Here is a 26,322-nt window from a genome sequence, read left to right as displayed (position 1 = left end):
AGTTTGAAAAAAATTATATCTATAATATTATGTTTAGCATGGATGGGATTTATATTTTATAATTCTTCTCAAAATGGATTGGAGTCAAATGCTAGAAGTGAGCAATTTTTAAAGAACATAAAAAAACACTATATAGAGATGAAAAATACTGTAAAAAAGCCTAAGAGCGTGGAAAGCTTTAATATTGATAAAGAAGCTAAGAAGTTAGATAGCTCTGGAGATAAGAATAACAATATTTCAAATAAAAATAATACTCAAGTTAGTAAGGAAGAGAATTCTGAAGCTAAGAATAATGATACTGTAAGCAAAAATAATAATACAAAAGCAACTAAAGAGAATACCAGTGTTTCTAATAAAAGTAATAATTCAAGTACTGTAAAAAAGGCTAGTAATGCAGCAAATGATAAAAAGCTTAAATTTCAAAATTACCTTATAAGAAGGGGAGCACATGCACTTGAGTATATAATGCTTGCTATTTTAATTGCTAATGTATTTTGGCAGTTTGGTATAAGAAATAAAAATGTTATAGTATATGTTTTATTTATAGCTTTGTTTTATGCGGTATTAGATGAGTTTCATCAAAGTTTTGTAAAAGGTAGAACCTCTGAGGTAGGGGATGTGCTGCTAGATTTTTCAGGAGCTATTTTGGGAACAGTTATATGGTGTGGTTATCAAAGACTTAGTACAACACTAAAAAGGAGATTTTCTAAAATTGAAAACAATGGAATATAATAAATGAATTTTATAAGGGTCAGACTCATGGTAAAATTAACCAGGAGTCTGACCCTTATAAAAGGTTATTTTACTTATTTACATAATCAGATGTTATAGACATAAATTTTATAATATCATTTAGCTTAGTTTGTATCAAATCATATACAAAACTATGATCAATTTCCCAATAAGAATGAACTAATTTGTTTCTAAACTTAGCCATATTTTTTAATTCAACAGAAAAATCTTTATCTATAATCCCAATTAGTGATAAGTTTTCAAATATATCTGCATAGGTTTGTGGTGGATTAATATTATGCTTAAACTGCTCAAGACTTAAAATTCTATTTCCTATATTAATACAAGTCTCTATAGATAACTACAAATATCTTTCGGCAGCTCCTTGCAAAATTTCATCATTTAAAAATACATCTCTATTCTCAGTCTTTATCTTATTTAAAATAGTCAAATATTGATTAAGTAATCTAAGTTGAGTAATTAATTTACTATCCACTTGTTTTCACCCCTTTAATAGAGTCTAAAAATAGTCTATCCATTTCTTCACGATAGGGTTTAAAGTCAAGATATTCTAAAATAATGTTGCTCTCAAAATCTACAATAAAGTCTTTATCACCACAGTATAAAAATTCTTTGCTTTTTAATACACCATATTGCATATTTAAAGGCGCAGTATTTAAATTCATTAAATCAATTTCGTCAGTTTTAAGGAATTTAGTTAAATCTTCATATATATTAGATTCAATAATATTCATTTCATCATTGTCGATATTGCTATAAAATAAAATTGCTATATCTATATCGCTTAATGGTGTTGTGTTTTTGTTATGAAAGGAACCGAATAGGTAAGCTGCAGCAATTTTATTAGAGTATTTATCAAATAAATCATGAAGCAAAGGTAATTTGCTTATTATTTCGTCTGGATTTAATTTGTTAAACTTAATCAAGGTAACACCACCTTTTATATATAACATTTATATTTATTATATACATGGAGTAGTTTTTTATCAAGTATTAAGGGGCCAGACCCCTGGGAAAAATACCCAGGGGTCTGGCCCCTATAAGAGATTACTCAATACTTTCAATCTTTCTTTTTCCATTGCTTCAATGCCGTCCAGCTTGTACGGAATCCCGAGCTTTTCATATTTATTTACCCCCAAAGTGTGGTAAGGTAAAAGCTCTACTTTTTCTAGGTTTTTAAACTTAGATATAAACTTTTTAAGTTCAATCATATGTTCCTCACTGTCAGTAATTCCAGGAACGACTACATGTCTAATCCAAATAGGGACATTCGATTTAAGGATGCTTTCAGTAAACTCATTAAATTTGTCCATGCTATGTTCAGTAATTTGTTCATAACCGTCCCTATCATAATGCTTCACATCTAAAAGAACAAGATCCACATATTTAAGTATTTCTTCATAGTTTCCCGCACCAACTCCTGAAGTATCAATGGTTGTGTGAATATTATTTTCTTTGCAAAGCTTTAGAAATTCTAGTAAAAACTTTGGCTGCATTAAGGGTTCCCCGCCAGAGCATGTAACTCCACCACCAGATTTTTCAAAGTAGGGCTTAAAGCGAAGGACTTTACTTAAAAGCTCCTGAGGGGATACTTCTTGTCCTCCTTCAAAGCTCCATGTGTCAGGATTATGACAATAAGCACATCTGAGTACACAGCCTTGAAAAAATACTACAGTTCTTATGCCCGGTCCATCAACAAGTCCCATGGTCTCAGTAGAGTGAATATATCCTTTTGTCATAAACAAGCCCTCCTCTCGTGTATTACACTCTTTCGTGGAAAGTTCTCTTAATAACTTCTAGCTGATGCTCCTTTGAAAGTTTTACAAAGTTTACGGCATAACCAGATACTCTTATAGTAAGAGTAGGGTAATTATGAGGATTTTCCATAGCATCAATTAAAGTTTCACGATTAAGCACATTTACATTTAAATGATGAGAGCCTTGTGCAAAATATCCATCAAGTATGGAAACTAAGTTATTAATTCTTCCATTATCATCTTTTCCTAATGCATCAGGAATTATGGAGAAGGTATTTGATACACCGTCCTGGCAGACATCTCTATAAGGTATCTTCGCCACAGAATTAAGTGATGCAAGGGCTCCATTTATATCTCGTCCATGCATAGGGTTTGCACCAGGAGCGAAAGCCTCACCTAGTTTTCTTCCATCTGGAGTTGAACCAGTTTTTTTACCATACATAACATTTGAAGTTATAGTAAGAGCGGATAATGTATGCTCTGCATTTCTATAAGTAGGAGTTTTTCTAAGTTCCTTTATGAATCTCTTAACTATTTCTACAGCAATGTCATCAACTCTATCATCATCATTTCCGTATTTAGGGAAATCCCCTTCTGTTTCAAAATCCACAGCTACACCATCTTTTCTTATAGGTTTAACTTTAGCATATTTTATAGCACTTAATGAATCTGCTGCAACGGATAATCCAGCTACACCACAGGCTAAGAATCTATGAACTACCGTATCATGAAGTGCCATAAGTCCTGCTTCATAGGCGTATTTATCATGCATGAAGTGAATTATATTTAAAGCATCTATATAAATAGTTGCCACATATTCTAACACTTTAAAGTAGTTTTCTTTAACTTTTTCATAATCTAATATTTCATCATCTATCTTGGGAATTCCAGGTATAACCACCATGCCTTTCTTTTCATCTACACCGCCATTTATAGCGTAAAGCAAGGACTTTGCTAAATTACATCTTGCTCCAAAGAATTGCATTTGCTTTCCAAGCTGCATAGCAGATACACAACAAGCTATAGCATAATCATCTCCATATAAAGGACGCATAATATCATCATTTTCATATTGAAGTGAGTCCGTTTCTATAGACATCTTTGCACAGTATTTTTTAAATCCTTCAGGAAGTTTTTCAGACCATAAAACTGTGATATTTGGTTCTGGTGCTGGACTTAAATTTGCAAGGGTATTTATAAATCTAAAGGCGGTTTTTGTAACTAAAGTTTTTCCGTTTAGTCCCATTCCACCTATGGATTCTGTTACCCAGTTTGGATCTCCTGCAAATATCTGATTATATTCAGGAGTTCTTAAGTGTCTTACAAGTCTAAGCTTTAATACAAATTGATCTATAAGCTCCTGAGCCTCTATTTCAGTTAATACTCCATTTTTTAAATCTCTCTCAATATATACATCTATAAATGTAGTATTTCTCCCAATGGACATTGCAGCTCCATTATTTTCTTTTACTCCAGCAAGATATCCAAAGTATAAAAATTGAATTGCTTCCTTAGCGTTTTTAGCTGGAGTAGATATATCAATACCATAGGACATAGCCATATTTTTTATTTTTTCAAGAGCTTTAATTTGTTCGCTTACTTCTTCTCTAAGTCTTATTGTTTCTTCAACTAATGGGCTTTTAATATTTGATAAGTCCTTCTTCTTTTGAACAATTAAAAAATCTATTCCATAAAGAGCTATTCTTCTGAAATCACCTATGATACGTCCTCTTCCATAAGCATCAGGAAGTCCGGTTAAAAGTCCTGCGCTGCGGGCCTTTTTAATTTCATCTGTATAAGCATCAAAAACTCCTTGATTATGAGTCTTTCTGTATTTTGTAAATATTTCATGCATTTCAGGGTCTACTTCATGATCATACTCACTTAAGGATTGCTCGGCCATTCTTATTCCACCAAAAGGATTTACCATTCTCTTAAGTGGAGCATCTGTTTGAAGACCTACAATGAGTTCATTTTCCTTATCGATATATCCAGGTGCAAAATTATCTATTCCAGATACGGTTTTTGTATCTACATCTAATAGGCCCTTCTCAATTTCTTCTATTAATAGTTTTTCAACTTTTGACCAAAGAGTTTTAGTTCTATCTGTTGCTTTAGCTAGAAAACTATCATCTCCAACATAGGCCATATAGTTCTTTTGGATAAAGTTTCTAACATTTATTTCGCCTGTCCATAATCCTTGGTTAAATCCTATCCATTCATTTCTCAACAATAACAACCTCCTAACAATATATATAAAAATAACAATTAATGTACGTTATATTACAAACGATATATAAAAATTACAAATTAATGTACTGAAGTATTACTACAATATAAAACTAACATATAACAATATATATGTCAATTTTAAAAATATAAATAAAATGGGAGATATGAGCAGTAGATTAAGTTTCTTTATAGAATTTGGACTAAATTAGTATAAATTACTTAAGAATTAAATCTACATAAATAAGGAACAATATATATAATTATGAATTAGTGAGGTCTTTCAAAATGATAGAGATAGTGATTCAATATGTTATAATTATAATTTCAATAATTGTATATGGATTAAAGAGAAGTAAGTTTAAGAAATATATTTATATGAAGTATTTCGTTATAGTGTATTCAAGTACTTGGGCTTGGACAGCAAAGATGCTTAACTTATGGACTTATCCTGCACGAATAATAAACATGCCAATTATTTCAGTAGCATTTAATTTTTTCTTAATACCTGTTTTGGCATTATTGTGGCTTGCATATTCACCAAAGGGGTTAAAGGCAAAGGCTATTAAGGCACTGAAGTGGACTACTCCCATAATAGTACTTGAGTTTTTAATGGAGAGGTACACCAATTTAATAAGTTATAGGTCTAGATATAATATATTTTATTCTTATATTATTTGGTATATTAGCTGGTTTATTTGGTCTGGGTATTATTATTGGCTTGATTTGCAAGCTAAAAGTGAAGATGCGTATATTCAAAAAGTAGTTATAAAACCTGCTGCTTGCACTATAAAATCCAATAGCAAGGGCAAGATTAAAGTTGGAATTATATCTTCATTATTAGGCTTTGGAGGTGGATATATTTTTAGAGGTTTACATTCACGAGATAAGATTTGATAAAGAATAATACTTAGTTTTATATAAAATTATTTAATTTGTAGAATTATATAACAAGAAGTATCGTATTAATAAAGTGTAAAATATATGTAGAGGTGATACTAATGAAGCGCGTAATAAAAATTATTTTTTCAATTATTTTAATATTAATTTTAGCAGTAGGAATATCTATAGGCTTAGCTTTCAATAAATCAGGGTATACTTTAGAGGAACCTTCCTTTAAGTCTTTAGATAGGATTTTAATTGCAGAGAAGACAGGTGGTACAGCTGCATTTACTGAAAAAGAAGTAAATTCACTTTTAGCAGCGGTATACAAATCTCCAGAGGAAATAGGAAACATTGTAATAAAAACTCCTCAATTTAAATTTAACGATGATAAATTAACTATGGGAATACCTGCAATATATAAAGGAATAAATGTAATCACTTGGAGCACTGGAAATATAGAGTATGATGAAAGTAATATAATTTATAATCCTATAAATTTTAAAGTAGGCAAGTTTCCAATTACTAAAGCTATGGTTTTAAATGAGGTTAAGAATCGTAAAATTGAAGGCATAGAGGTAATGGATGAGAAGATATATATAAATAAGGATATAATACCTGTGGACATAAGCTCTGTAGTACTGGATAATAGCATATTAACTCTTAAAATAGATCAATTTGATCCATCAAAATTATATAATAATAACGAGATAAAAAATCAACTGGAAGCTTTGAAAAATAAACTTAATGATTTAAGAAAAAAGGCTTTAAGTAGTGAAGAGAAAAAACAAATTGAGGAGCTTCTAAATAGGATTCAGCAGGGAATTAAAAATCCATCACAAAGTGTATTGAATGAAATATCAAATGGCTTAAAGGATATTTCAAAAAATATTAAAAGTACAGAAGGTAAAAAACAGGCAGAAGATATAGCAAGTGATATAGATAAAACAATCAAAGATAATGAAAAAAACCAGGGGAATAATACGGCAGAGCAAGAACAAAAATCACAGCAAGAAAAAATAAACCTTCTTACAAAAGCAAGAAATCAGCTTTCAGGAGCTTTAAATAATACAGGATCTAAAGAAGGAAATAAAATAATATCACTTATGGTGCAGACATTAAATAAGCTTATAGCTAATCCATCTTATAATTATAGTAATGATGCTGCGGTGATAAAGGGTATATATAACGGACTTAGCCAAAATGAAAAAAATACTTTAATAAATGCAATAACGACAAATACGGATTCAGCTGTGCTAATGCAAATTGCAAGTATATTTAATTTGATTTAAAGTTTATTTGCGGGCTAAAAAAATAGATGATATAATGAAACCAACTAAAATAGTTTATTAATATATAAATATAACTCAGTAGTTAAAGGAACTTACTGAGTTATTTTTTATTATATTAACTAATAATAGAAAACATATTTGTCCATAATAATAAAAGAGGATGTGATACATATGAAAAGTGTTTTTATAAAGGATATAGCACCAGGAAAAACTATAGAATCTACATTTATGATTAAAAAAATAGTTAGCAAAGGAGAAACGAGTATCACCGCATATGTAGGAGACACTACTGGAGATATGAAAGTTACTTTGCTTGATGAAAAGCAAAAGCTAAAGGTAGGGGATGTATTAAATATTAAAGGAACTCAAGGAAACTATTTTGATGTTCAAAGTGTAAACAGGGTAGAGTCCTATGATATTTATGATTATATTCCCAAAGTTCAGCGTCCTATAGAGGATATTATGAAGGACATAGAAGATATATCTAAAGAAGAATTTATAAGTAGAGAAACTAAAGCTTTAGATGATTATTTCTTTAAGAATGAGAAGTTTTTAGATAAGTTTAAAAGAGGAATAGGTGGAGTGAGCCAACATCATAATTATTTAGGTGGTTTAGCAGAGCATACTTTAAATGTTATGTATCTTGCTAGGGTATTTGCTCATAGATACGATATTCGAAATAAGGAAATTGCAATTTTAGCAGCAAAACTTCACGATATAGGAAAAACAGAAGAGCTGTATTATGATGGCCCTTTTTCATATACTTTAAGAGGCGATATGGAAGGTCATATTGTAATTGGAGTATCAATGCTTGAAGAGGCTTTTAATGCAGATCCTAAGTGTTACAGCCAAGAGTTTAAAACTAGAATGAAGGCTTGCATAATTCAGCATCATGGAAAGCAGGAATATGGTTCTCCAAAAACACCAAGTACACAGGAGGCTTATGTAGTACATTTAGCTGATTATACTGATGCAATTTTTAATAAGTTAGATATAATTACAAAGGATATGGAACCTAATACATGGACCCCTTATGAAAGAAGAATAGAGGGAAGACTTTACTTCTAGAGCATTGAAAATTGTATTGTTTAATGATAAAATTAATTAAAGATTTTATGATTAAATTGAAAGCAGTGAAATAATTATGGAGAAAATTTTAAAAGAGCATAAAATAAAGATAACTCAGGGAAGGCTAATCTTAATAAGTATATTAAGTAATAGTGAAAATGCTCTCTCTGTGGACGAGATAAATGAACAGCTTAAAAATAGAGGAGAGTCTTTAGACCTTTCTACCATATATAGAAATCTTGAGCTTTTTACAAATAAAGGAATAATAAATAAATTTGACCTAGGTGATGGCAAATACAATTATGTAATGAATCATGAAGAACATAAGCACATTTTAGAGTGTGCTGTATGCCATAAAGAAGTAGAAATAGATTGTCCAATGCAACAAGTAGAGCAGCTTATAAGAAATAAAACAGGGTTTACTTTAAGTGAAGATACACATTTAGATTTGAAGTTTCAAGGTGTGTGTAGAGATTGTACTATAAAAAAGCATAAATAATAAAAAACCGCTAGTTTCTAAATTATAGATACTAGCGGTTTTTAGTATTACTCTATTATAGGATATAGTTTTTTAATTTTCCATACTCCTCTAGATGTTCTTTCAAGAAATACATTGTAAAGTGCTTTTCTATGAGATTTGTTTTTTTCGATACCTTCAACTCTAACTACTGCAATATTTCCATCAGAATAAGACATTTCAAGATTGTGGACGCTGTAAAGTTTATAGCGATTAAACATTCCATGGGTAAGGTTATATTCTACTGCATAGTTTATTTCTTTAGATTTGTAGCTAATAATTCGAGTTCGCAATACTATGGAAAGAATTGAAATCACCGATAATAAAATTACATACTTTAAGATTTTTTTATTTCTCAATAACATCACCCTTAAGCTTTTTACTATATAAATATATTATATATTAATCAATATTATAAGTAAATATGTGGAATTAAATGAGAAAATATACAGTTTTTTTAATTCTTAAATCAAACTATAAATTTAAGCTAAAGCTATTAAATTGCTTATTGGATTATGCTGAAAATTCATTAAAATGGTCAGAAAAGTATTCTATTTATTTGTAAACTATGGTATTATTTACTTGAGATAGCATAAAATATGAGGGAAATTAAGGAGTATTGCTATGAGGCTGGAATTTATTAATAGAGTTAAGGAGCAAGAGGTTTTAGGTAAAAGTATTTTATCAAGTGATGGTAAAGTTCTTTTACGTGCAGGTATGGAGCTTAATGACCTGTATATAAAAAAGCTTAGGCAATTAGGCGTATTTTATATTTATGTAGAAGATGAAAGATTAGATGATGTACAAGTAGAGGATGAACGTTTATCAGAGCTTAAGCAAATTACCATGAAAACCATGGGCGGCCTTATAAATAGTGTAAATAGTGTAAATAAAAAGCAGGTAAAAGAATGTTTAAGTGTTGTGGAAAATCTAATTGAATACATCATAGACTTAGGCGATGTAAATAAAAGTCTAAATGATATTAAAACCTTTGATAATTATACATATGTACATTCATTAGACACTTGTATTATGACTTCCTTCTTAGGACTTAGCTCAGGATTTAATGAAGCAAGTTTAAAGGATTTAGGAATAGGTGGAATTTTACATGACATAGGAAAAACTAAAATACCTAATAAGATATTAAATAAAGAAGGAAAGCTTACAGATGAAGAATTTAAAGAAATAAAGAAGCACCCTGTGTATGGAGCGGAAATTTTAAAGAAAAATATAAGCATTGGGGATTCTATAGTAAATATGGTAGAGCAGCACCATGAAAGAGTAGATGGAAAAGGATACCCCTATGGACTTTCTGGTAATGGAATATCTAAGTCAGCTAAGATAATTTGCGTTTGTGATGTATATGATGCAATAAGTAATGATAGATGCTATAGAAGAAAGTTTAGTCCAAATGATGCATATGAACTTATACTTTCAGGTTCGGGGACAAGTTTTGATATGGATATTGTTCAAAAATTTAAAGATACCTTTGCTATATATCCTTTAGGGTGTAGAGTAAGAATTTCTAGTGGTGAGGAAGGATATGTTATAAGACAAAATAAGGGGTTTCCAGATAGACCTGTAATTAGAATGTTTTATGATGTAGATCAGAATTCCTCAATACCTTTTTATGAAATAGATTTGCTGAAAAATCCTAGCTTGATTGTTGAGATGGTTATTTAGATAACATTAGCCCAGATAGTAACTAATAGCTAGTTTATAGTATATAATGAAAATAATCGCTAGTCTATAGGCTAGCGATTTTGCAATATCTATAACGCTTACTGTATCTTCAATCATGCTGGCAATACAGGCATATTATCCTCATTATTATAAAAATTAAAATGATAAAATATCAATAAAATTCTAATTTCATGGGTATACTGAATTGGAAATAAAAATCAATGTATTAAAAAATGTGGAAGTTTAACTATATCTAGTACTTGATTTAATGCTATGCTATAATAGTTCTAATTGAAAACTAGGAATTTAAAGCTCTTAGTGATAAACTGACAATTATATAAAGGGGAATGTTTAATGAATGAATTTATAACATATATTATAGAAGTTTTAACAAAGCATTTAGGATACACTCTAATGGAGCTTGAAAGTGATAGCGAAGGTATTGCATCACCTTGGGCACTTTTAAAGGAAGGTCAGGAGGGTGATCTAAGGGGAGTAGTATTTTGCAGGGAAAGCTATAGTGTATCTGATGATAATTGGGTTAAGTATAACTTCAGCAAAAATACCAATAGCTCCTTTGTGAAAATTACTAGGATATATCTAATAGATGGGGAGATAGCAGTTAGAAAAACAATGGATGAAGCTAATAGTAATTTACTAAATGGTGGTAACTATATAGCTGTGGATTTACAAAGTAATACTATCCCTTTTTATACAGAATATGAGGAAGAAATTTTACAAACAATTTCTTACTATCTAAATAGAGGGAATATCGTACAAGATGAAGAGAAGGAAAAAGAAGAAAAGCCTATAATCACATATATATTGATAGGATTAAATGTGATTATGTATTTAATTACTGCATTTCTATCAGGAAATATTATAGATAGCAATACAGGAGTTTTGGTGTTTTTAGGAGCAAAGGTTAATACTTTAATAGATAAGGGGCAGTACTATAGACTTATTACAGCAGCTTTCTTACATGGGGGATTAATACATATAGGTTTTAATATGTATGCTTTAAATGCACTAGGACCACTTGTTGAAAGGGTATTTGGAAAGGTTAAGTATTTAATTATATATTTTGTAGCAGCCATAACTTCTTCTTATTTAAGCTACATTTTTTCTACTAGCATTTCTGTAGGAGCATCTGGTGCCATATTTGGTCTTTTGGGAGCATCCTTGGTATTTGCTGTTAAATCTGAAGACAAAGTGGGAAGAACATTTATAAATAATATTATGTCTGTTATAGTTGTGAACTTAATTATAGGTTTTTCCATGGCTAATGTGGATAACTTTGGACATATTGGTGGATTAATTGGAGGATTTGTAATGTCGCTGATACTTTACAAACACGTTTAATGTTGAATTGATTGTATTTGGATTAGGAAACATCTCAATGGCTGAGATGTGCTGATTTATAACGAAATCAAAGATTTCTATAAATCATGCAGTCAATCAGTTCATTTCACTAAAAACGGCTAATATTTCTAAATTTAAAATACCTAAGCCTTCTAAACTCGCTTTGCTCAGACAATAGAAGGCTCTATACGCTATTTTAAATTTAGAAATAAAGCCGTTTTAAAGTTTATTCAATGCTTTCTACAATGCAAATCTCATACGCAATTCAACATTAAAAGTGTAGTTAGTTAAACTGCTAAATGATTCGAGAGTTTTTCAACTTCCATGGTATGGCCATGGCTTGAAAGAGCTAGCGATGGATTTAAGTTCTTTAATACCTTGGTAAATGTAATATATTTATAATGAAAAAGACATTTTAGTTTTACTCTAAAATGTCTTTTTCATTATATACTAATTATTATTACTGTTGTTTGTATTGTGGCTCTTGCTGCTCTATGTATTGCTGTCTTTGTTGTAACGTTTGAAGAGCAGTATCAAGGTTTTGAGCTATATTTTGAAAGTCTTTTTTTGCCTTAGTATCGTCAGTTTCTAGTGCAAAAGTCTTCATAGTTGCTGAAGCACTTTGAATACCAGCAATAGCCTGTTGCATTTGAGTTCCAACTGTCATATTAATCACCTCCTTTCATTGATAGTTAATTGAATTTAGCCTTTTGGTTTGAATATAAGTGATGCCAAAAATGCAAATATTATGGCAGCGGAAATTCCTGCACTAGTTATTTCAAAAATTCCCGTAAGCACTCCGATAAATCCAGTTATTTCTGCTTCTGCTAATGCTCCTTTAACCAAGGAATTTCCAAAACTCATTATTGGAGTAGAAGCTCCGGCACCTGCAAATTTTACTATTGGATCATACCATCCGAGACCTCCAAGTATAGCTCCTATAACTACCATTGTACTTGTTGTATGGGCAGGAGTAAGCTTAAATACATCCATCATTATTTGTCCTAAAACGCATATTCCACCACCTACAATAAATGCCCAGAAAATTTTATCCATATGTTTGCACCTCTTTTACATTTCTATAGATACTGCATGAGCTATGCAAGGGATACTTTCCTTTTGTTGATAGGATAGAGGAGATAAAAGTGCCCCAGTACCAATAATCAATATCCTCTTAAGCTCTCCCTTTTTCATACGGTTTAATAAATGGCCATGCAATACTGTTGCTGAGCAAGCGCAACCACTAGCTCCAGCAAATACTGGTTGATCTTCTTTATAAATTAAAAGGCCACAATCAGTAAAGGTCTTTTTAGGAATTATTAATCCATGTTTAGTTAATAAATCAGCACATATTTGATGTCCAACTCTACCTAAATCTCCTGTGGCAATTAAATCATAATAAGTTGGATCTATATTTAAATCTCTAAAATGTGATTCAATTGTATCTACTGCAGCAGGGGCCATAGCTGCTCCCATGTTATATGGATCTGTAATTCCCATATCAACTACATGGCCAATGGTAGCTGAAGTTACTTTAGGGCCTTTACCCTTTGAAGCTACGAGTCCTGCTCCAGCACCAGTTACTGTCCACTGAGCAGTTGGAGGTTTTTGTGCTCCATATTCTGTAGGATATCTAAAAAGCTTTTCAGCAGCCACATTGTGGCTTGAGGCAGCAGCAATTATATAATTAGCAGCACCACTATCAACAAGCTGAGAACCTATAGCTAAACCCTCTATAGCACTTGAACACGCTCCAAATAGTCCAAGATAAGGTATACCAAGACTTCTAGCTGCAAAACTGCTTGAAATTATTTGATTCATTAGGTCACCACTTAGGAAAAATTGAATATCTTCTTTTTTCATATTGGCTTTGTGAATTGCAGTTTCAGCGGCTTCTTGTAAAAGCGTTTTTTCTGCCTTTTCAAAACTATCTTGGCCAATCCATGTATCCTCATGAAGTATATCAAAGTCATCAGCTAGGTTTCCTTGTGCTTCAAAGGGGCCACCTACAGCAGCAGAAGATATAATTACTGGTTTTGATTTGAAAATCCATGATTGATTACCTTTAAGCATTTACATCGCCCCCAGCCATTGAATAGTTAGTTTTATAATAGCTACTACAAAGGCAGAAAATGTTCCAAATACAATAACAGAACCTGCAAGTTTAAACATATTTCCGCCAACACCTAAGACATATCCTTCAGTTCTGTGTTCAATAGCAGCTGATGCCATGGTATTTGCAAAACCAGTGATTGGAATGGCAGTACCAGCTCCAGCCCATTGTGCAATGTGGTCAAAAACCCCAAAGCCTGTAAGAGCAATTGAGACTATTATGAGTACTGCAGAAGTAGGATTGCCTGCAGTTTCAGGGGTAAAGTTAAAGTATTTAATAAAAAAGAACTGTAAAAGCTGCCCTATGACACATATAAGACCTCCAGATAAAAAGGCTCTTATACAGTTTTTAAACACAGGACGCTTTGGTTCTCTATCCTTTGCAAAGTCTTGATATTCCTGCTGAGTAGGAGTTAATTCTTTCTTTTTTTTGTTAGACACAAAAATCACCTTCCAATAAAATTTATCTAACGCATTAGATAGGGTTCTAATTTATCCATAACCTTTTTTAATCTATTTGCATTATTAGAATACATCTTTTTAACCTCTGGGTTATTTACTTCTAAAGAAAATGAAAGTAAGTCGGCTTGAGTTTTTGCAATACTTGCATAGAGTAATTCCTTAACTTTAGCCTGTGGTACATCTATAGAGTCCATAAAAAGATCTATATACAAATCACCAGAAGAATCTGCCTGTGCAATAAATACATTATCTAAGGACACTCCAGAACTTGATAATTGTACCTTTAACCACTGGCGATTAAGCCCTATATTTTTCAAGCCTTCGTCAATAATATTTCCATCCAGTATTACAGTTTCAGGTTCAGAAGTGGGATTGACCTTTTGGTGTAAGTCATGAGGAGTTACAGGTTTTTTATCGGATTTTAATAACACATTTACATCTCCCGTAGTTTCCATAACTGCAAATTCCACATCAGCTAGGTTAAAGGCATTCTTTGAACGTAATTCTCTTAAAAGCTCATCACCTGTAAACTTTACTTGCATTAAATTATTTTCAAGGACCTTGCCATCTTTCATTAGAATGGTTTCTCTTCCATTTATAAAATCATGAACATTTTTACTTTTTAATGATAAATAATCTAGTGCAAGTAAGAGTAAGATCCAGCTTGCTAAGGAAACAAATGCAAAAGCAATGTTTGGCACTAAACCTAAAGAAATCAAAACCGCTATTATAGATATAAATATGTAACTTATAACTTTAAAAGGAGAAGATTTTGATAAATTTTCATTTCCTACAATTTTAGTTATGCCTAAAGTTAAAAAAAATAAAACTATAGTTCTCAAAAGTACTATAAACCAAGCTTGCATATATATCCCTCACTTAATTACCTTTATATTGTGGTTCTTCAAATTCTAATGTTTTAATTCTATTTTCCATATCACAAATTACGGATTCTGCATCTTTTAGTGCTTCTTTATAAACATTTTTTTCTTCATCATTTCTACTTTGTAGTGAATAAATCCTAAGAGTACTTTCAATTCCCTTTAAATTAGCAAGTGTTTGTTTTACCTTTGAAGCAACAGTCACTTTTATTCCCTCCTTAGTATGTCATTTATATTAAACAATTATTAACTTTTGTGAATATATTAAAAGGTTGCCAATTTATTATTATCAGTATCAGCAAAAAATATTAGTTTTTCAGTAAAATTTTTTAAAAAGTGCCACCCACGTGGCAAATGGCAAAGAGCAAATGAATAATAGGTAATAACTAAAATTATTAACATTGATTAATTATTATATTTGTGATAACATAAAAATAAATTAATAAAGAAAAAACTTTAATGTTAAAAGGGAGTAGCTGCCCATCTTAGGGTGATAAAGTCAACATACTGACTCTTGAGTCTGGCTTTATCGTGGCTTATTTTAGTCAAGTGAGACTTTTAGCACAATGGCTTATTTGTCGTTGTGTTGAAAGTCTTTTTTAGTGTAATAAATTATGCTAAAAAAGATTTTCAACAGATAGATGAGCGTTGTGCTGAAGGTCTTTAATTTTTTATATTTTAATTTAAAGAGGAGGTCATAATAATGACAGCATTTATCAAAGCATTATTGTTTGTAGTGGTAGCAGAAATGGGTGATAAAACTCAGCTTCTAGCAATGGCTATGGCAAGTAAATACAAGGCAAAGCAGGTGCTTATAGGAGTATTTATTGCTACTATTTTTAATCATGCTCTTGCTGTAGCAGTAGGAAGCTACTTAAGTGCTTTTATACCAATGAATACTGTGAAAATTGTTGCAGCAATATCATTTTTAATCTTTGGTCTTTGGACTTTAAGAGGAGATAAAATTGATGATGAAAATGAGAAAAAAGCTAAATTTGGCCCAGTTGTTACCGTAGCCATAGCATTTTTTCTAGCAGAAATGGGTGATAAGACTCAGCTTATGACTGTATCTATTGCAGCACAATATCAACAACCAATTAATATACTCATGGGAACAACCGTTGGTATGATGATTGCAGACAGTATAGGAATTATAGGTGGAGCATGGATGTGTAAGCATATACCAGAGGTATACATAAAATGGATAGCTGGAATCATATTTATGTTCTTTGGAACTTTAACACTGTATGGTGCAGTTCCTACAAGTATGCTAAATGCAGCATATGTAATTTTATATCTTATAATAATAGCAGTACTAATATATTTAGCAGGAGTTAAATTTGCATATCATGATGAGGTTTGTAACATAGTCTCACCAGAAAAAAGCAAGTCAAAAAGTGAGGCAAAATAAAATATGCAGAGATGTATTTAAAAATACATAAGAGAGATTAGATGAGTTGATTTTATAAAAGGAAATTGCAATGCAATTTTCTTTTATTTTTCATTAGAATATACATTTTCTCAAGTTATGATATAATTACAAGTAAAATTAAAATATGAGAAAGAGGATTGTACTATGAAAAGATTGTATGGATTGTTAGGAGAAAAGCTTGGGCATAGTTTTTCGCCGCAAATACATTCATTAATATTTAAAGAACTAGATATAGATGGATATTACCACTTGTTTGAAGTGGATAAACTAGAGTTACAATGTGCAATCTTAGGATTTAAAGCTCTTAAAGTAAAAGGGGTAAATGTGACCATTCCTTATAAGGTTGATGCAATAAAATATTTAGATGAGTTATCATCAGAAGGCAAGAACATAGGGGCAATTAATACAATTTGTTTTAAGGATGGAAAAGCAATAGGATATAATACAGATTATTATGGCTTTGGAATGATGCTGGATAAATTTAATGTGAAAGTAAAAGGAAAGAATGCAGTTATTTTAGGTTCAGGTGGAGCTTCTAAGGCCGTACTTCAGTTCCTTTTAGATAATGGTGTCAATGAGGTTATTTTTGCAACGAGAAATGAAGAGGAATGTAAGAAAAAGTTTAATAAATTTAAAGCTATAAGCTATGACAAAATTAAATCTTTGAAAAGTCAAGATATAGTGATTAATTGTACTCCAGTAGGAATGTACCCTAATGTAGAAAACTCTCCTTTAAGTAAAGAGGATGTTTCAAAGTTTGCTTCAGTTGTTGACTTAATTTATAACCCAGGGGAAACTTTATTATTAAAATATGCAAGAGAACAAGGGATACAAGGAATAAATGGATTATATATGTTAGTAGGGCAGGCGATAAAGGCACAGGAACTGTGGAATAGTGTAAAAGTTAATAAAGAAACTGTGGATAAAATTTATCCGATGGCAACCATCCGTAATACTCCCATCCTCTTAGGTGGGAGATAACGGATGATACGCCCCTGGATAAGTTCTTCTAAGACTCAGCTGGAGATAAGTATTCTTCATAAGCAAACTCCACCTGAGTCTAAGAATCACTTGATGCAGAATTTCAATAAAATATATTTTTAAAAGGAGCAAAAAAAGATGAAGTGGTTAAGAAATTTTATGATTGGACGAAATGGTGTAGATCAGATATGTATAGCTTTAATAATAGCCTATTTTGTGATTTCTATGCTAGTTACTTTTACAGGGATTAAAGAGCTAATGATTATTGGCTATGTTTTGTGGGGAGTATGTCTATTTAGAATATTATCTCGTGATGTTATAAAACGACGAAAAGAAAATATGATATTTTTACAATGGTGGAATAAGGTGTCCTATAAATTCAGAAATAAATCTAATGAAGTGAAATCCATGAAGACACATCGTATTTTTAAATGCCCGAATTGTAAATTAAAACTTCGTGTACCAAAGGGAAAGGGGAAAGTCACCATTACCTGCTCAAGATGCAAGACAGAATTTTCTAAAAGGACTTAGGGGAAAGTGAATTAGAAAAGACAGTAAGGGGTTTACCTAATCTAGCTTGGAAAGAGTCAAACAAAGCATGGGGTTTGTAATTAAGCTTGATAAAAAATAATGGGGGTATAGTGCATGGAATACAAAATTGAAGAAATGAAATCATCTGATTGGGAACAGGTGAAGAATATTTATTTAGAAGGAATAAATACAAAGATAGCAACATTTCAGACAGAAGCACCTACTTGGGAAGAATGGAATAATGGTCATATTAATTCATGTAGATTGGTTGCACGCTCACAAAACGATATATTAGGATGGGTAGCGTTAAGTCCAACCTCAAGTAGATATTGTTATAGAGGAGTAGTTGAAGTCAGTATTTATATAGGAGAAAAGTATAAGGGACAAGGTGTAGGAACAGCTCTCCTTCAGAATCTAATTAAACTATCAGAGGAAAACGGCTTTTGGACTTTATATTCTTCAATTATAAGAGAAAACAGCACAAGTATATCACTGCACAAAAAGTGCGGCTTTAGAGAAATAGGTATAAGAGAAAAGATAGCTAAGGCTAGTGATGGAATATGGCATGACGTAGTTTTAATGGAACGAAGAAGTAAAGTAGTTGGAATAGGGTAAGTTTAATATTGAATCCCAAGTATGGAATTTGCATAATTAATGAAACATCTCAGTAGTCTGAGATGTGCTGATTTATAACGAAATCAGAGATTTCTATAAATCATGCAACCGTTCACTTCACAAAAAAGCTCTAATATTTCTGCTTTTTAAAACACCTAAACCTTCTAAACTCGCTACGCTCAGACAATAGAATGTTCTTAACGGTATTTTAAAGTCAGAAATAAAGAGCTTTTAGTGCTTGTTCAATGCTTTCTACAATGCAAATTCCATACTTATATATTCAACATTAAAAATATTACTTAGATAACTGACTGAAGGAAGAAATTTCACCTAAGTGAAATTTCCTTAATTAAGCGATAGGCTCTAATTCCTGTTTATTCACTATTTCCATAAGTTTTTCGTTATGAATAGTTTCTTTTTCTAGAAGCTCCTGTGTTATAGCTTCTAAAAGGTCCTTTTCTCTTAATAAAAGAGCTTTTGTTTCTTCATATAGTGAGTCAATTAACTCTTTACATTCGTTAATTAAATCCGCTTGTTTTGGGTTATCTTGTCCTAGAACTTCCATGCTTAAAAGACCTAAGGATTTTCCCATACCATAAGCACCAAGCATGTGATAAGCAATGTTTGTACATTGTTTTAAGTCGTGGCTAGCTCCTGTTGTAATGTTGTCTTCACCAAATATTATTTCCTCGGCAGCACGTCCACCAAGAAGCATCATTATTCTTCTCTTTAAATAAGATTTATCTTGATATAGCTTGTCCTCAGGAATTGTCATAGTGTATCCACCGGCACCCTTTGTGCTTGGGATTATTGTTATCTTAGATACTTTTTCATTAGGAAGCATCTTAAGTCCTACAAGAGCATGTCCTGTTTCGTGATAAGCTGTAACTTTTCTGTCCTTTTCAGTTATATAATCTCTGTCTTGTTTCTCATGTCCTGCTATAACTATTGAAAATGCTTTATCCATGTGAAGATTTTCAATTGATTTTGCTTCATCTTTACAAGCAAGTATTGCAGCTTCATTTACAAGACTTTCAATTTTAGCCCCAGAAAAGCCAGATGTCTTTTGTGCCCATTCATGCACAGTAATATCTCCAACTGGTTTATTTTTTAAATGAAGATTTAATATTTTTTCACGAGCAGATATATCTGGTAGCATAATTTCTATGTGTCTATCAAATCTACCTGGTCTTAAAAGTGCCTCATCTAATATGTCTAGTCTATTTGTGGCTGCCATGATGATTATGCCTTCTTTTTCATTAAAACCTGACATTTCAGTAAGCAGTGCATTTAATGTTTGATCTTTTTCATCAGAGCCACCAGCTTTTCCACCATCTCTTTTCTTACCTATTGCATCTATTTCATCTATAAATATTACGGCTTTACCATTTTGTCTTGCTTTCTTAAATAATTGTCTAACTCTACTTGCACCAACACCTACATAAACTTGAACGAAGTCAGAACCTGACATTGCATAAAAAGGAACTCCCGCTTCTCCAGCAACAGCCTTTGCAAGCAATGTTTTACCTGTACCTGGATCCCCGTAAAGTATAACGCCCTTAGGCATTCTAGCACCATAAGCTGCATATTTTTCAGGATTTTTTAAGAAATCCACTACATCTTTAACGCTTTCTTTTGCTTCTTCATTTCCTGCAACATTTTCAAAGGTGAAAGATGTATCTTCAAGAGCTGAAGTTTCAAGCTTATCCACACCAAGTAATCCCTTATTTGATAAATTGGAGTTTTTAGCCATTACAAACACTAAAGATATAATTGATACTAAAAAAGCTGAACCAAATATTACAGAGCTTCTTTCTGCTTCAGAATACTCTAGAACTTTAACGCCTTCTTTTAATAGTACTTCCTTAAATGTATCTATACGCGGGTTGTCTGTTTCATAAGATGTTCCATCGTTTAATACAACCTTAAGCTGAGGATCAGGGGATAAATAAACTTTGCTTATTTTATGAGAGTTTAAATCCTTTAAAAAGTTTACGTAAGATTTATTTTCAGTAGTTTTAAAAGCAATTTGAGATGCTATAAGTAGCACTAAAGATAGTGCAGCAGTTATTAACGGTAATAAAAAAGTTTTTTTCTTCATCCTATTCATTAAGATACCTCCGATATTTCAATTATAGTTTGGAGCCATCGAACATTTATTATTCTATAATAGCTATTTGATATTGTCTAATAAATCTCATAATTTTTGCTAAAGTAATTTATGGAAGATTTCTTAGTAATTGCAGAAATTTCTATTTAGGGTATAATCTTTATTATAGAAATGATTTTAATGTAAGAATTAATTTTATAGAAGCTAAATAATTAATCTAAAGATAGGGAGTTGATTAATATGAAAGTGAGTTCAGTAAAGCTTACTCTTCATGGGGAAGAGATATTAAAGGGATTAAATGAGTTCATTGATTTAGAAGGATTAAAATTTAATAATTTAGAGGTAGGAGAACTTATAAATATCTACGGAAGCTATAAAAAGGGGGTAGAGATTCCATTTACCGCAGTAGTTGGACTTGGAAATATAATAGACAATAAGGTTAAGGTAAAGATTTTTGACGTTAAGGTTGCGAAAATTGGAGTATTTGCTGGTATAAAAAATATCATATTAAAGCAGGTAGGAAAAAAGACTGAGGCATATGGTGTTGAAGTTGAGGGTGACGTAATTACTGTGGATCTTGATACCATAATAAAACTTATACCTAATGTAAATATGAAGGTGAAAAATATATCACTTGTTCAGGGAGAAATAGTAGCTGATGTAGAAGACTTAGTTTATTCTAAGGATAAGGAAACGTTAAAGCCTCAAGAAGTAAAGATAGTTTATGAGATAGACAGGAAAACTGCTCAGGATTCCTATACTAAATTTAGAGCAGCTGTAGATGTTAAGATACCTAATAAATATGAAGGCATTAAGGAATATGCAATGTTAGTTCCAGATATAGCAGCACTTTTATGGAGACTTTTCAAAGATCCAAGAGTTGATTCTAAAACTAAGGCAAAGGCTGCTGCGGTGGCAGGATATTTAGCAATTCCAATTGATATACTACCAGATTTTATACCTCTTATAGGTCAAATAGATGATATAGCAATAGCCTTTTATGGATTAAACACTATATTAAATGAAGTTCCTGAGGAAATAATATTAGAAAATTGGCAGGGAAAAGGAGATATAATTCTTATTGTAAAAAAAGGAGTAAAGACAATAGCAAACTACGTTGGTGCAGATAAGGTAAATAAGCTTGGTGCATATATAAAGAAGGGTATGGAAAAAATGGGGAAAAGGGTTGAAATTACTCATAAAGATGTGGAGAAAAACAACGATTAAATATAGAATATTACCCGATAAAAGTAAAAAATTGCCGGGGAAATATAGGGGAATTGCACTGCAATTTCCCTATATATTTACCATAAATTAGTCATTAATAAAACCCGTACCCGTTTTTTTCGGCTTTTTTCACTCTATACATTGCAATGTCGGCTTTTTTGATTAACTCGTCTATTTCAAGCCCATCTTTGGAGTAAATTGAAATACCTATACTCACTCCAATGGTAAACTCATGATTATTAATACATATTTTTTCATTTATCACTTCAATAACACGTGAAGCAATTATTTTAAGTATTATATCATCAGCTATATTAGGTATTAAAATAACAAACTCATCTCCACCTATTCTTGCCACAGTATCAATATTTCTGGTGCATTTTATAAGACGATTACTTATTTCTTTAAGAACTTTATCACCTACATCATGTCCAAAATTATCGTTTACAGGTTTAAATCCATCTAAATCTAAAAATAGCACTCCCAGCATAAAGTTATTTTTATCATATTTATTTAAATAATCTTCAAATAAGGACAATAAGTAATATCTATTTACCAGTCCTGTTAATTTATCTGTATAAGATAGCTTATATAAATGCTTAGTAAGTGTTTCTTCATTTTCTAAGCGAGTATGAAGAAGTTCAAAGGTTCTTAAAATAATATATATATAGTAAAGCATGATAAAAAATCCAATTACATTTAAGAAGATTATTATTTTGTTTATAAGTGCAGATATATTAAAGAATTTTATTATGAGGCTTGCAAGTGTCATTAAATATAGATAAGTTACAATGGCTATGGAATTTAACATAAAGTTCTTTTTTAAGTTCTTATGCGTTTGACAAATACGCTTCATAAATAAAAGAGTAAGTTGCAATATATTTGCAATTGATGCTCTGATGATAATAAGTTCATAGTTAATTTCTTCTGCCCAGTCTAACCCTAAGAAGTGATTAGATCTTCCAACTAAAAGTAAATATAGCAGTACGCCAATAAATCCCATGGATAATAACATATTAAAAATTAATGTAATCATAAGATTTTTATTTTTAATAAACATCATAAACTCACCTTTTAAAGTAGTATTTTTATATTATAGTATGTATATAACGGAAATTATAAACCAAAAATTTTTTATATTAGATAAAGGAAATTTTGTGATACAAAATTTCAACAGAATTATCTTTATTTAGATGATAAATACGGTGATGCATATAAATAGAATAATACCCATTACTATCCAATAGATTTTAATAAAAATTTAATATAAAATGGAAGCAGAAATGGAATTATTTATAGAATAATATAACCTGGAGGGAAACAAATGAATTTAAAAAAAGTCTCAAAATTAATGTTATCAACAATCCTCGTTCTTACACTTTCACAAGGGTTTAACCCAATAAGTGTACAAGCTGAAACAGTAGATCAAGCAAATAATGTTAAAAGAGTTCAAGGGCTAGACAGGTTTAAGACATCAAGAGCCATAGCAGAGGAAATAGGGTTTGGTGAACTAGATAATGTGGTAATCACATCTGGATTTGGTTTTGCAGATGGATTAAGTGCTAGTACACTTGCTAAAAAGCTAAATGCACCACTACTTCTTGCAGGAGATTTAAAAAGCAGCAGTGAGGCAATAGCGTACATATCAAGTAAATTAAAGCCCCAAGGAAACGTTTATATCATTGGAGGAGAAGGGGTCGTAAGTAAGGATACAGAAAATGCACTTACAAGTAAGGGATATAAGGTTACAAGAATTTTTGGTAAGGGCAGAATAGAAACAAATGATGCTATTATAAATAAATTAGAGGCTCAAGAAGGAACTCCAGTATTTATATCAAATGCTTTAGGCTATGCAGATGCACTAAGTGCTTCAGGAATTGCTGCAATAAAAGAATATCCAATGCTTCTTACAAATGCGGATAAATTACCAGATTTAATTAAAAACCAGTTAACCAAAATAAAGCCATCTAAGGTATATGTAGTTGGTGGAGAAGGCGTGGTTAAGCCAGCAGTTGTAAATGAAATTAAGGCTATACTTCCTTCAGTAGAAATAGTTAGACTAGGTGGAAGTACTAGATATGAAACTTCAATGAGCATATTTAATGAATTTAATTTAGATACTAAAAATATTGTACTAGCATCAGGTAAGGGATTTGCAGATGCACTGTCTGGAAGCCAATTAGCTGCTAAGTTAAATGCTCCAATGGTTCTTGCAGATGAGTCCAACTTAGATGCTCAGTATGATAAATTTGAGGCAAAGGGAATGGAAAACTACTATTTATTAGGAGGAAAAGGTTCCCTTAGTGATAGTTTAGAATTTGTTATAGATTTCGATTCAGAAAAACAATATATAGAAATATCAGCAATGTTTGATGTGCTTGCACAAGCAGTAAAAAATAAAGATGTAAATAAGTATATGTCAGTTATTGATCCTAATTCTCCAGCATATGCCGAAGCTAAGATGATGTATGCAGAGATGTTTAAGGAACTTGTTGAAAGTGGCATAAACATCTCTGTAAGTTATGAAAATCTTAAAATAACTGAAATAAACTATAAAGAAGCAATAGTGGAAGTAACAGAAAATGCATTAATAGAAATACCATCTGAAGAGTATAAAGAAAATGTAGAAGCCAAAGGAATTTACCATTTAAAGAGAATAAATGGGAAATGGATGTTCTATGAAAGTGAATTGGTGGAAGAATAGAAGAAATTTTGTGATACAAAATTTCAACAGAATTCTTTTTATTAGATGGTAAATATGTTGATGTGTATAAATGGAATGGTAACCATTACTATCCAATAGATTTTAATAAAGATTTAATATAAAATGGGAATAGAAATGGAATTATTTATAGAATGATATAATCTGGAGGGAAACAAATGAATTTAAAAAAAGTCTCAAAATTAATGTTATCAACATTCCTAGCTCTTACACTTTCTCAAGGATTTAACCCAGTAAGTGTACAAGCTGCAACACAGCCAACTAAAACTGCTATAAGGGTGCAAGGCTTAGATAGATTTAAGACATCAAGAGCCATAGCAGAGAAAATAGGATTTGGTGAACTAGAAAATGTAGTAATCACATCTGGGTTTGGTTTTGCAGATGGATTAAGTGCTAGTACCTTTGCTAAAAAGTTAAATGCGCCACTTCTTCTTGCAGGAGATTTAAAAAGCAGCAGCGAGGCAATAGCGTACATATCAAGTAAACTAAAGTCTGAAGGAAATGTTTATATAATTGGCGGAGAAGGCGTTGTAAGTAAAGATACAGAAAATGCACTTACAGCTAAGGGATATAAGGTTACAAGAATCTTTGGTAAAGGTAGAATAGAAACAAATAATGCTATTATAAATGAATTAGATGTTGCAGAAGGAACTCCAGTGTTTATATCAAATGCTTTAGGCTATGCAGATGCACTAAGTGCTTCAGGAGTTGCTGCAATAAAGGACTATCCAATGCTTCTTACAAATGCGGATAAACTTCCAGATTTAATTAAAAACCAGTTAACTAAAATAAAGCCATCTAAGGTATATGTAGTTGGTGGAGAAGCAGTAGTTAAGCCAGCAGTTGTAAATGAGATTAAGGCTATACTTCCTTCAGTAGAAATAGTTAGATTAGGTGGAAGTACTAGATATGAAACTTCAATGAGTATATTCAAAGAGTTTAATTTAGATACAAAAAATATTGTACTAGCATCAGGTAAGGGATTTGCAGATGCATTATCAGGAAGCCAGTTGGCAGTTAAGTTAAATGCTCCAATGGTGCTTGCAGATGAAGCTAATTTATATAAACAGCAGTTAGAATTTGATAAGAAGGAACTTGAAAATTATTATTTATTAGGTGGAACAGGTTCGCTTAGTAATAATGTAGAACAATTTGTAGTAATGGATATAAATAAAGAGTTTGAGGATATAAAAGCAGTTCTTAATAACATTGCTGAAGCAGTAAAACTTAAAGATATTGAAAAGTATATGGCGCAGATAGATCCAAATGCTCCAGGATATAAAGAAACTAGGGAAGTATATGCAGAATTTTTTGCGGATTTGATTCAAGAACAAGTAGATATAGAAGCAATTTATGAGTCCATAGATATGATATCAATGAATGCTAAAGAAGCAAAAGTTAAAGTGATGGAAAATGATAAAATAACATACAAAGATCCAGAAACAGGAGAAAATATTACAGATGAAGAAACATATCAAGTAGACATTACTTTGAAAAAAGTAAATGGACAGTGGAAAGTTTATTCTTCTGAATCTATAGAATAATAATAGAAAAAATGTGACATTTTTAATGTTGAACCTCCCGCATGGAATTTGCATTTAAGAAAGCGTTCGTTTCGCAAAAAAGGTCTAATATTTCTGAAATTAAAATATCTAAACCTTCTAAACTCCCTTTGGTCAGACAGTAGAAGGTTCTTAACGACATTT

General features: G+C 31.3%; 28 protein-coding genes and 1 riboswitch. Of the genes, 14 read left to right on the top strand and 14 right to left on the bottom strand.

The features are described from left to right. The first annotated feature begins 3 nt into the window (after nucleotides 1-3). A complete protein-coding gene (locus CRN98_RS13155; protein ID WP_242960953.1) occupies nucleotides 4-732 on the top strand; it encodes a VanZ family protein in 729 nt (242 codons plus the stop codon). 70 nt (nucleotides 733-802) lie between these two features. Here the strand turns inward: CRN98_RS13155 and hepT are convergent, their stop codons facing one another. The 5 genes from hepT to pflB all read right to left on the bottom strand — a co-directional run bounded on the left by hepT (nucleotide 803) and on the right by pflB (nucleotide 4,743). After that, nucleotides 803-1,087: a type VII toxin-antitoxin system HepT family RNase toxin gene (gene hepT / locus CRN98_RS13150; RefSeq protein WP_207653596.1), complete on the bottom strand. Its 285-nt coding sequence runs from the start codon at nucleotides 1,085-1,087 to the stop codon at nucleotides 803-805. A gap of 6 nt (nucleotides 1,088-1,093) precedes the next feature. Next, entirely contained in the window at nucleotides 1,094-1,228 is a 135-nt protein-coding gene (locus tag CRN98_RS18070; protein WP_278335428.1) for a hypothetical protein, read from the bottom strand. Continuing rightward, on the bottom strand, nucleotides 1,221-1,679 hold the full coding sequence (gene mntA / locus CRN98_RS13145) for a type VII toxin-antitoxin system MntA family adenylyltransferase antitoxin (RefSeq protein ID WP_097027888.1): 459 nt from the start codon (nucleotides 1,677-1,679) through the stop codon (nucleotides 1,221-1,223). Before mntA ends, CRN98_RS18070 begins: the two co-directional genes overlap by 8 nt. A gap of 111 nt (nucleotides 1,680-1,790) precedes the next feature. Beyond that, complete coding sequence (gene pflA / locus CRN98_RS13140; protein ID WP_097027887.1) at nucleotides 1,791-2,492, bottom strand: pyruvate formate-lyase-activating protein; 702 nt, start codon at nucleotides 2,490-2,492, stop codon at nucleotides 1,791-1,793. Between the two features lie 22 nt (nucleotides 2,493-2,514). Further along, the gene (pflB, locus tag CRN98_RS13135) at nucleotides 2,515-4,743 is read right to left on the bottom strand and encodes a formate C-acetyltransferase (RefSeq protein ID WP_423237104.1); all 2,229 of its coding nucleotides are present in this window, start codon (nucleotides 4,741-4,743) and stop codon (nucleotides 2,515-2,517) included. A gap of 284 nt (nucleotides 4,744-5,027) precedes the next feature. Between pflB and CRN98_RS13130 the strand changes: the two genes are divergently transcribed. The 4 genes from CRN98_RS13130 to CRN98_RS13115 all read left to right on the top strand — a co-directional run bounded on the left by CRN98_RS13130 (nucleotide 5,028) and on the right by CRN98_RS13115 (nucleotide 8,480). After that, nucleotides 5,028-5,636 carry a CBO0543 family protein gene (locus CRN98_RS13130; RefSeq protein WP_097027885.1) on the top strand — a complete coding sequence of 203 codons (609 nt, stop codon included), beginning with the start codon at nucleotides 5,028-5,030 and terminating at the stop codon, nucleotides 5,634-5,636. Between the two features lie 104 nt (nucleotides 5,637-5,740). Then, the gene (locus CRN98_RS13125; protein ID WP_097027884.1) at nucleotides 5,741-6,913 is read left to right on the top strand and encodes a hypothetical protein; all 1,173 of its coding nucleotides are present in this window, start codon (nucleotides 5,741-5,743) and stop codon (nucleotides 6,911-6,913) included. Between the two features lie 171 nt (nucleotides 6,914-7,084). Continuing rightward, nucleotides 7,085-7,981: an HD domain-containing protein gene (locus CRN98_RS13120; RefSeq protein WP_097027883.1), complete on the top strand. Its 897-nt coding sequence runs from the start codon at nucleotides 7,085-7,087 to the stop codon at nucleotides 7,979-7,981. 76 nt (nucleotides 7,982-8,057) lie between these two features. After that, on the top strand, nucleotides 8,058-8,480 hold the full coding sequence (locus CRN98_RS13115; RefSeq protein ID WP_097027882.1) for a Fur family transcriptional regulator: 423 nt from the start codon (nucleotides 8,058-8,060) through the stop codon (nucleotides 8,478-8,480). Between the two features lie 47 nt (nucleotides 8,481-8,527). On the opposite strand, the gene CRN98_RS13110 is transcribed toward CRN98_RS13115, so the two are convergent. After that, on the bottom strand, nucleotides 8,528-8,857 hold the full coding sequence (locus tag CRN98_RS13110; protein ID WP_097027881.1) for a hypothetical protein: 330 nt from the start codon (nucleotides 8,855-8,857) through the stop codon (nucleotides 8,528-8,530). Nucleotides 8,858-9,122: 265 nt separating this feature from the next. Between CRN98_RS13110 and CRN98_RS13105 the strand changes: the two genes are divergently transcribed. Both CRN98_RS13105 and CRN98_RS13100 read left to right on the top strand, forming a co-directional pair. Further along, entirely contained in the window at nucleotides 9,123-10,181 is a 1,059-nt protein-coding gene (locus tag CRN98_RS13105) for an HD-GYP domain-containing protein (RefSeq protein WP_097027880.1), read from the top strand. A gap of 354 nt (nucleotides 10,182-10,535) precedes the next feature. Beyond that, the gene (locus CRN98_RS13100; protein ID WP_097027879.1) at nucleotides 10,536-11,543 is read left to right on the top strand and encodes a rhomboid family intramembrane serine protease; all 1,008 of its coding nucleotides are present in this window, start codon (nucleotides 10,536-10,538) and stop codon (nucleotides 11,541-11,543) included. Nucleotides 11,544-12,003: 460 nt separating this feature from the next. On the opposite strand, the gene CRN98_RS13095 is transcribed toward CRN98_RS13100, so the two are convergent. The 6 genes from CRN98_RS13095 to CRN98_RS13070 are packed head-to-tail and all read right to left on the bottom strand — an operon-like array spanning nucleotide 12,004 to nucleotide 15,203. Then, the gene (locus CRN98_RS13095; RefSeq protein WP_097027878.1) at nucleotides 12,004-12,210 is read right to left on the bottom strand and encodes a DUF1657 domain-containing protein; all 207 of its coding nucleotides are present in this window, start codon (nucleotides 12,208-12,210) and stop codon (nucleotides 12,004-12,006) included. 35 nt (nucleotides 12,211-12,245) lie between these two features. Further along, the gene (spoVAE, locus tag CRN98_RS13090) at nucleotides 12,246-12,599 is read right to left on the bottom strand and encodes a stage V sporulation protein AE (RefSeq protein WP_097027877.1); all 354 of its coding nucleotides are present in this window, start codon (nucleotides 12,597-12,599) and stop codon (nucleotides 12,246-12,248) included. Between the two features lie 15 nt (nucleotides 12,600-12,614). Beyond that, entirely contained in the window at nucleotides 12,615-13,616 is a 1,002-nt protein-coding gene (spoVAD, locus tag CRN98_RS13085; protein ID WP_097027876.1) for a stage V sporulation protein AD, read from the bottom strand. Further along, on the bottom strand, nucleotides 13,617-14,096 hold the full coding sequence (gene spoVAC, locus CRN98_RS13080; RefSeq protein ID WP_097027875.1) for a stage V sporulation protein AC: 480 nt from the start codon (nucleotides 14,094-14,096) through the stop codon (nucleotides 13,617-13,619). A gap of 26 nt (nucleotides 14,097-14,122) precedes the next feature. Further along, nucleotides 14,123-14,983 carry a DUF421 domain-containing protein gene (locus CRN98_RS13075; RefSeq protein WP_097027874.1) on the bottom strand — a complete coding sequence of 287 codons (861 nt, stop codon included), beginning with the start codon at nucleotides 14,981-14,983 and terminating at the stop codon, nucleotides 14,123-14,125. 13 nt (nucleotides 14,984-14,996) lie between these two features. Beyond that, nucleotides 14,997-15,203 carry a DUF1657 domain-containing protein gene (locus tag CRN98_RS13070; protein WP_097027873.1) on the bottom strand — a complete coding sequence of 69 codons (207 nt, stop codon included), beginning with the start codon at nucleotides 15,201-15,203 and terminating at the stop codon, nucleotides 14,997-14,999. A gap of 250 nt (nucleotides 15,204-15,453) precedes the next feature. Continuing rightward, nucleotides 15,454-15,617, top strand: a riboswitch (yybP-ykoY riboswitch). Nucleotides 15,618-15,701: 84 nt separating this feature from the next. Here CRN98_RS13070 and CRN98_RS13065 point away from each other — a divergent pair. The 4 genes from CRN98_RS13065 to CRN98_RS13050 all read left to right on the top strand — a co-directional run bounded on the left by CRN98_RS13065 (nucleotide 15,702) and on the right by CRN98_RS13050 (nucleotide 18,557). Next, on the top strand, nucleotides 15,702-16,409 hold the full coding sequence (locus CRN98_RS13065) for a TMEM165/GDT1 family protein (RefSeq protein WP_097027872.1): 708 nt from the start codon (nucleotides 15,702-15,704) through the stop codon (nucleotides 16,407-16,409). A gap of 165 nt (nucleotides 16,410-16,574) precedes the next feature. After that, a complete protein-coding gene (gene aroE / locus CRN98_RS13060) occupies nucleotides 16,575-17,411 on the top strand; it encodes a shikimate dehydrogenase (RefSeq protein ID WP_097027871.1) in 837 nt (278 codons plus the stop codon). Between the two features lie 138 nt (nucleotides 17,412-17,549). After that, on the top strand, nucleotides 17,550-17,942 hold the full coding sequence (locus tag CRN98_RS13055) for a hypothetical protein (protein ID WP_097027870.1): 393 nt from the start codon (nucleotides 17,550-17,552) through the stop codon (nucleotides 17,940-17,942). A 114-nt stretch (nucleotides 17,943-18,056) separates the two neighbouring features. After that, complete coding sequence (locus CRN98_RS13050; RefSeq protein ID WP_097027869.1) at nucleotides 18,057-18,557, top strand: GNAT family N-acetyltransferase; 501 nt, start codon at nucleotides 18,057-18,059, stop codon at nucleotides 18,555-18,557. 349 nt (nucleotides 18,558-18,906) lie between these two features. Here the strand turns inward: CRN98_RS13050 and CRN98_RS13045 are convergent, their stop codons facing one another. Continuing rightward, entirely contained in the window at nucleotides 18,907-20,667 is a 1,761-nt protein-coding gene (locus CRN98_RS13045) for an ATP-dependent metallopeptidase FtsH/Yme1/Tma family protein (protein ID WP_097027868.1), read from the bottom strand. A 240-nt stretch (nucleotides 20,668-20,907) separates the two neighbouring features. On the opposite strand from CRN98_RS13045, the gene CRN98_RS13040 reads away from it, so the two are divergent. Beyond that, the gene (locus tag CRN98_RS13040) at nucleotides 20,908-21,894 is read left to right on the top strand and encodes a YkvA family protein (protein ID WP_097027867.1); all 987 of its coding nucleotides are present in this window, start codon (nucleotides 20,908-20,910) and stop codon (nucleotides 21,892-21,894) included. Nucleotides 21,895-21,988: 94 nt separating this feature from the next. Here the strand turns inward: CRN98_RS13040 and CRN98_RS13035 are convergent, their stop codons facing one another. Continuing rightward, the gene (locus CRN98_RS13035) at nucleotides 21,989-22,954 is read right to left on the bottom strand and encodes a GGDEF domain-containing protein (RefSeq protein WP_179632136.1); all 966 of its coding nucleotides are present in this window, start codon (nucleotides 22,952-22,954) and stop codon (nucleotides 21,989-21,991) included. Between the two features lie 264 nt (nucleotides 22,955-23,218). Here CRN98_RS13035 and CRN98_RS13030 point away from each other — a divergent pair, with 264 nt between their 5' ends. Both CRN98_RS13030 and CRN98_RS13025 read left to right on the top strand, forming a co-directional pair. After that, entirely contained in the window at nucleotides 23,219-24,598 is a 1,380-nt protein-coding gene (locus CRN98_RS13030; RefSeq protein WP_097027865.1) for a cell wall-binding repeat-containing protein, read from the top strand. Between the two features lie 176 nt (nucleotides 24,599-24,774). Further along, nucleotides 24,775-26,160: a cell wall-binding repeat-containing protein gene (locus CRN98_RS13025; protein ID WP_097027864.1), complete on the top strand. Its 1,386-nt coding sequence runs from the start codon at nucleotides 24,775-24,777 to the stop codon at nucleotides 26,158-26,160. Nucleotides 26,161-26,322 lie beyond the last annotated feature (162 nt).

This window comes from Clostridium peptidivorans (assembly GCF_900205925.1).
Lineage (GTDB): Bacteria > Bacillota > Clostridia > Clostridiales > Clostridiaceae > Clostridium_AK > Clostridium_AK peptidivorans.
Note: the sequence above shows the minus strand (reverse complement) of the source record. Positions and strands in the feature narration are given on the sequence as shown.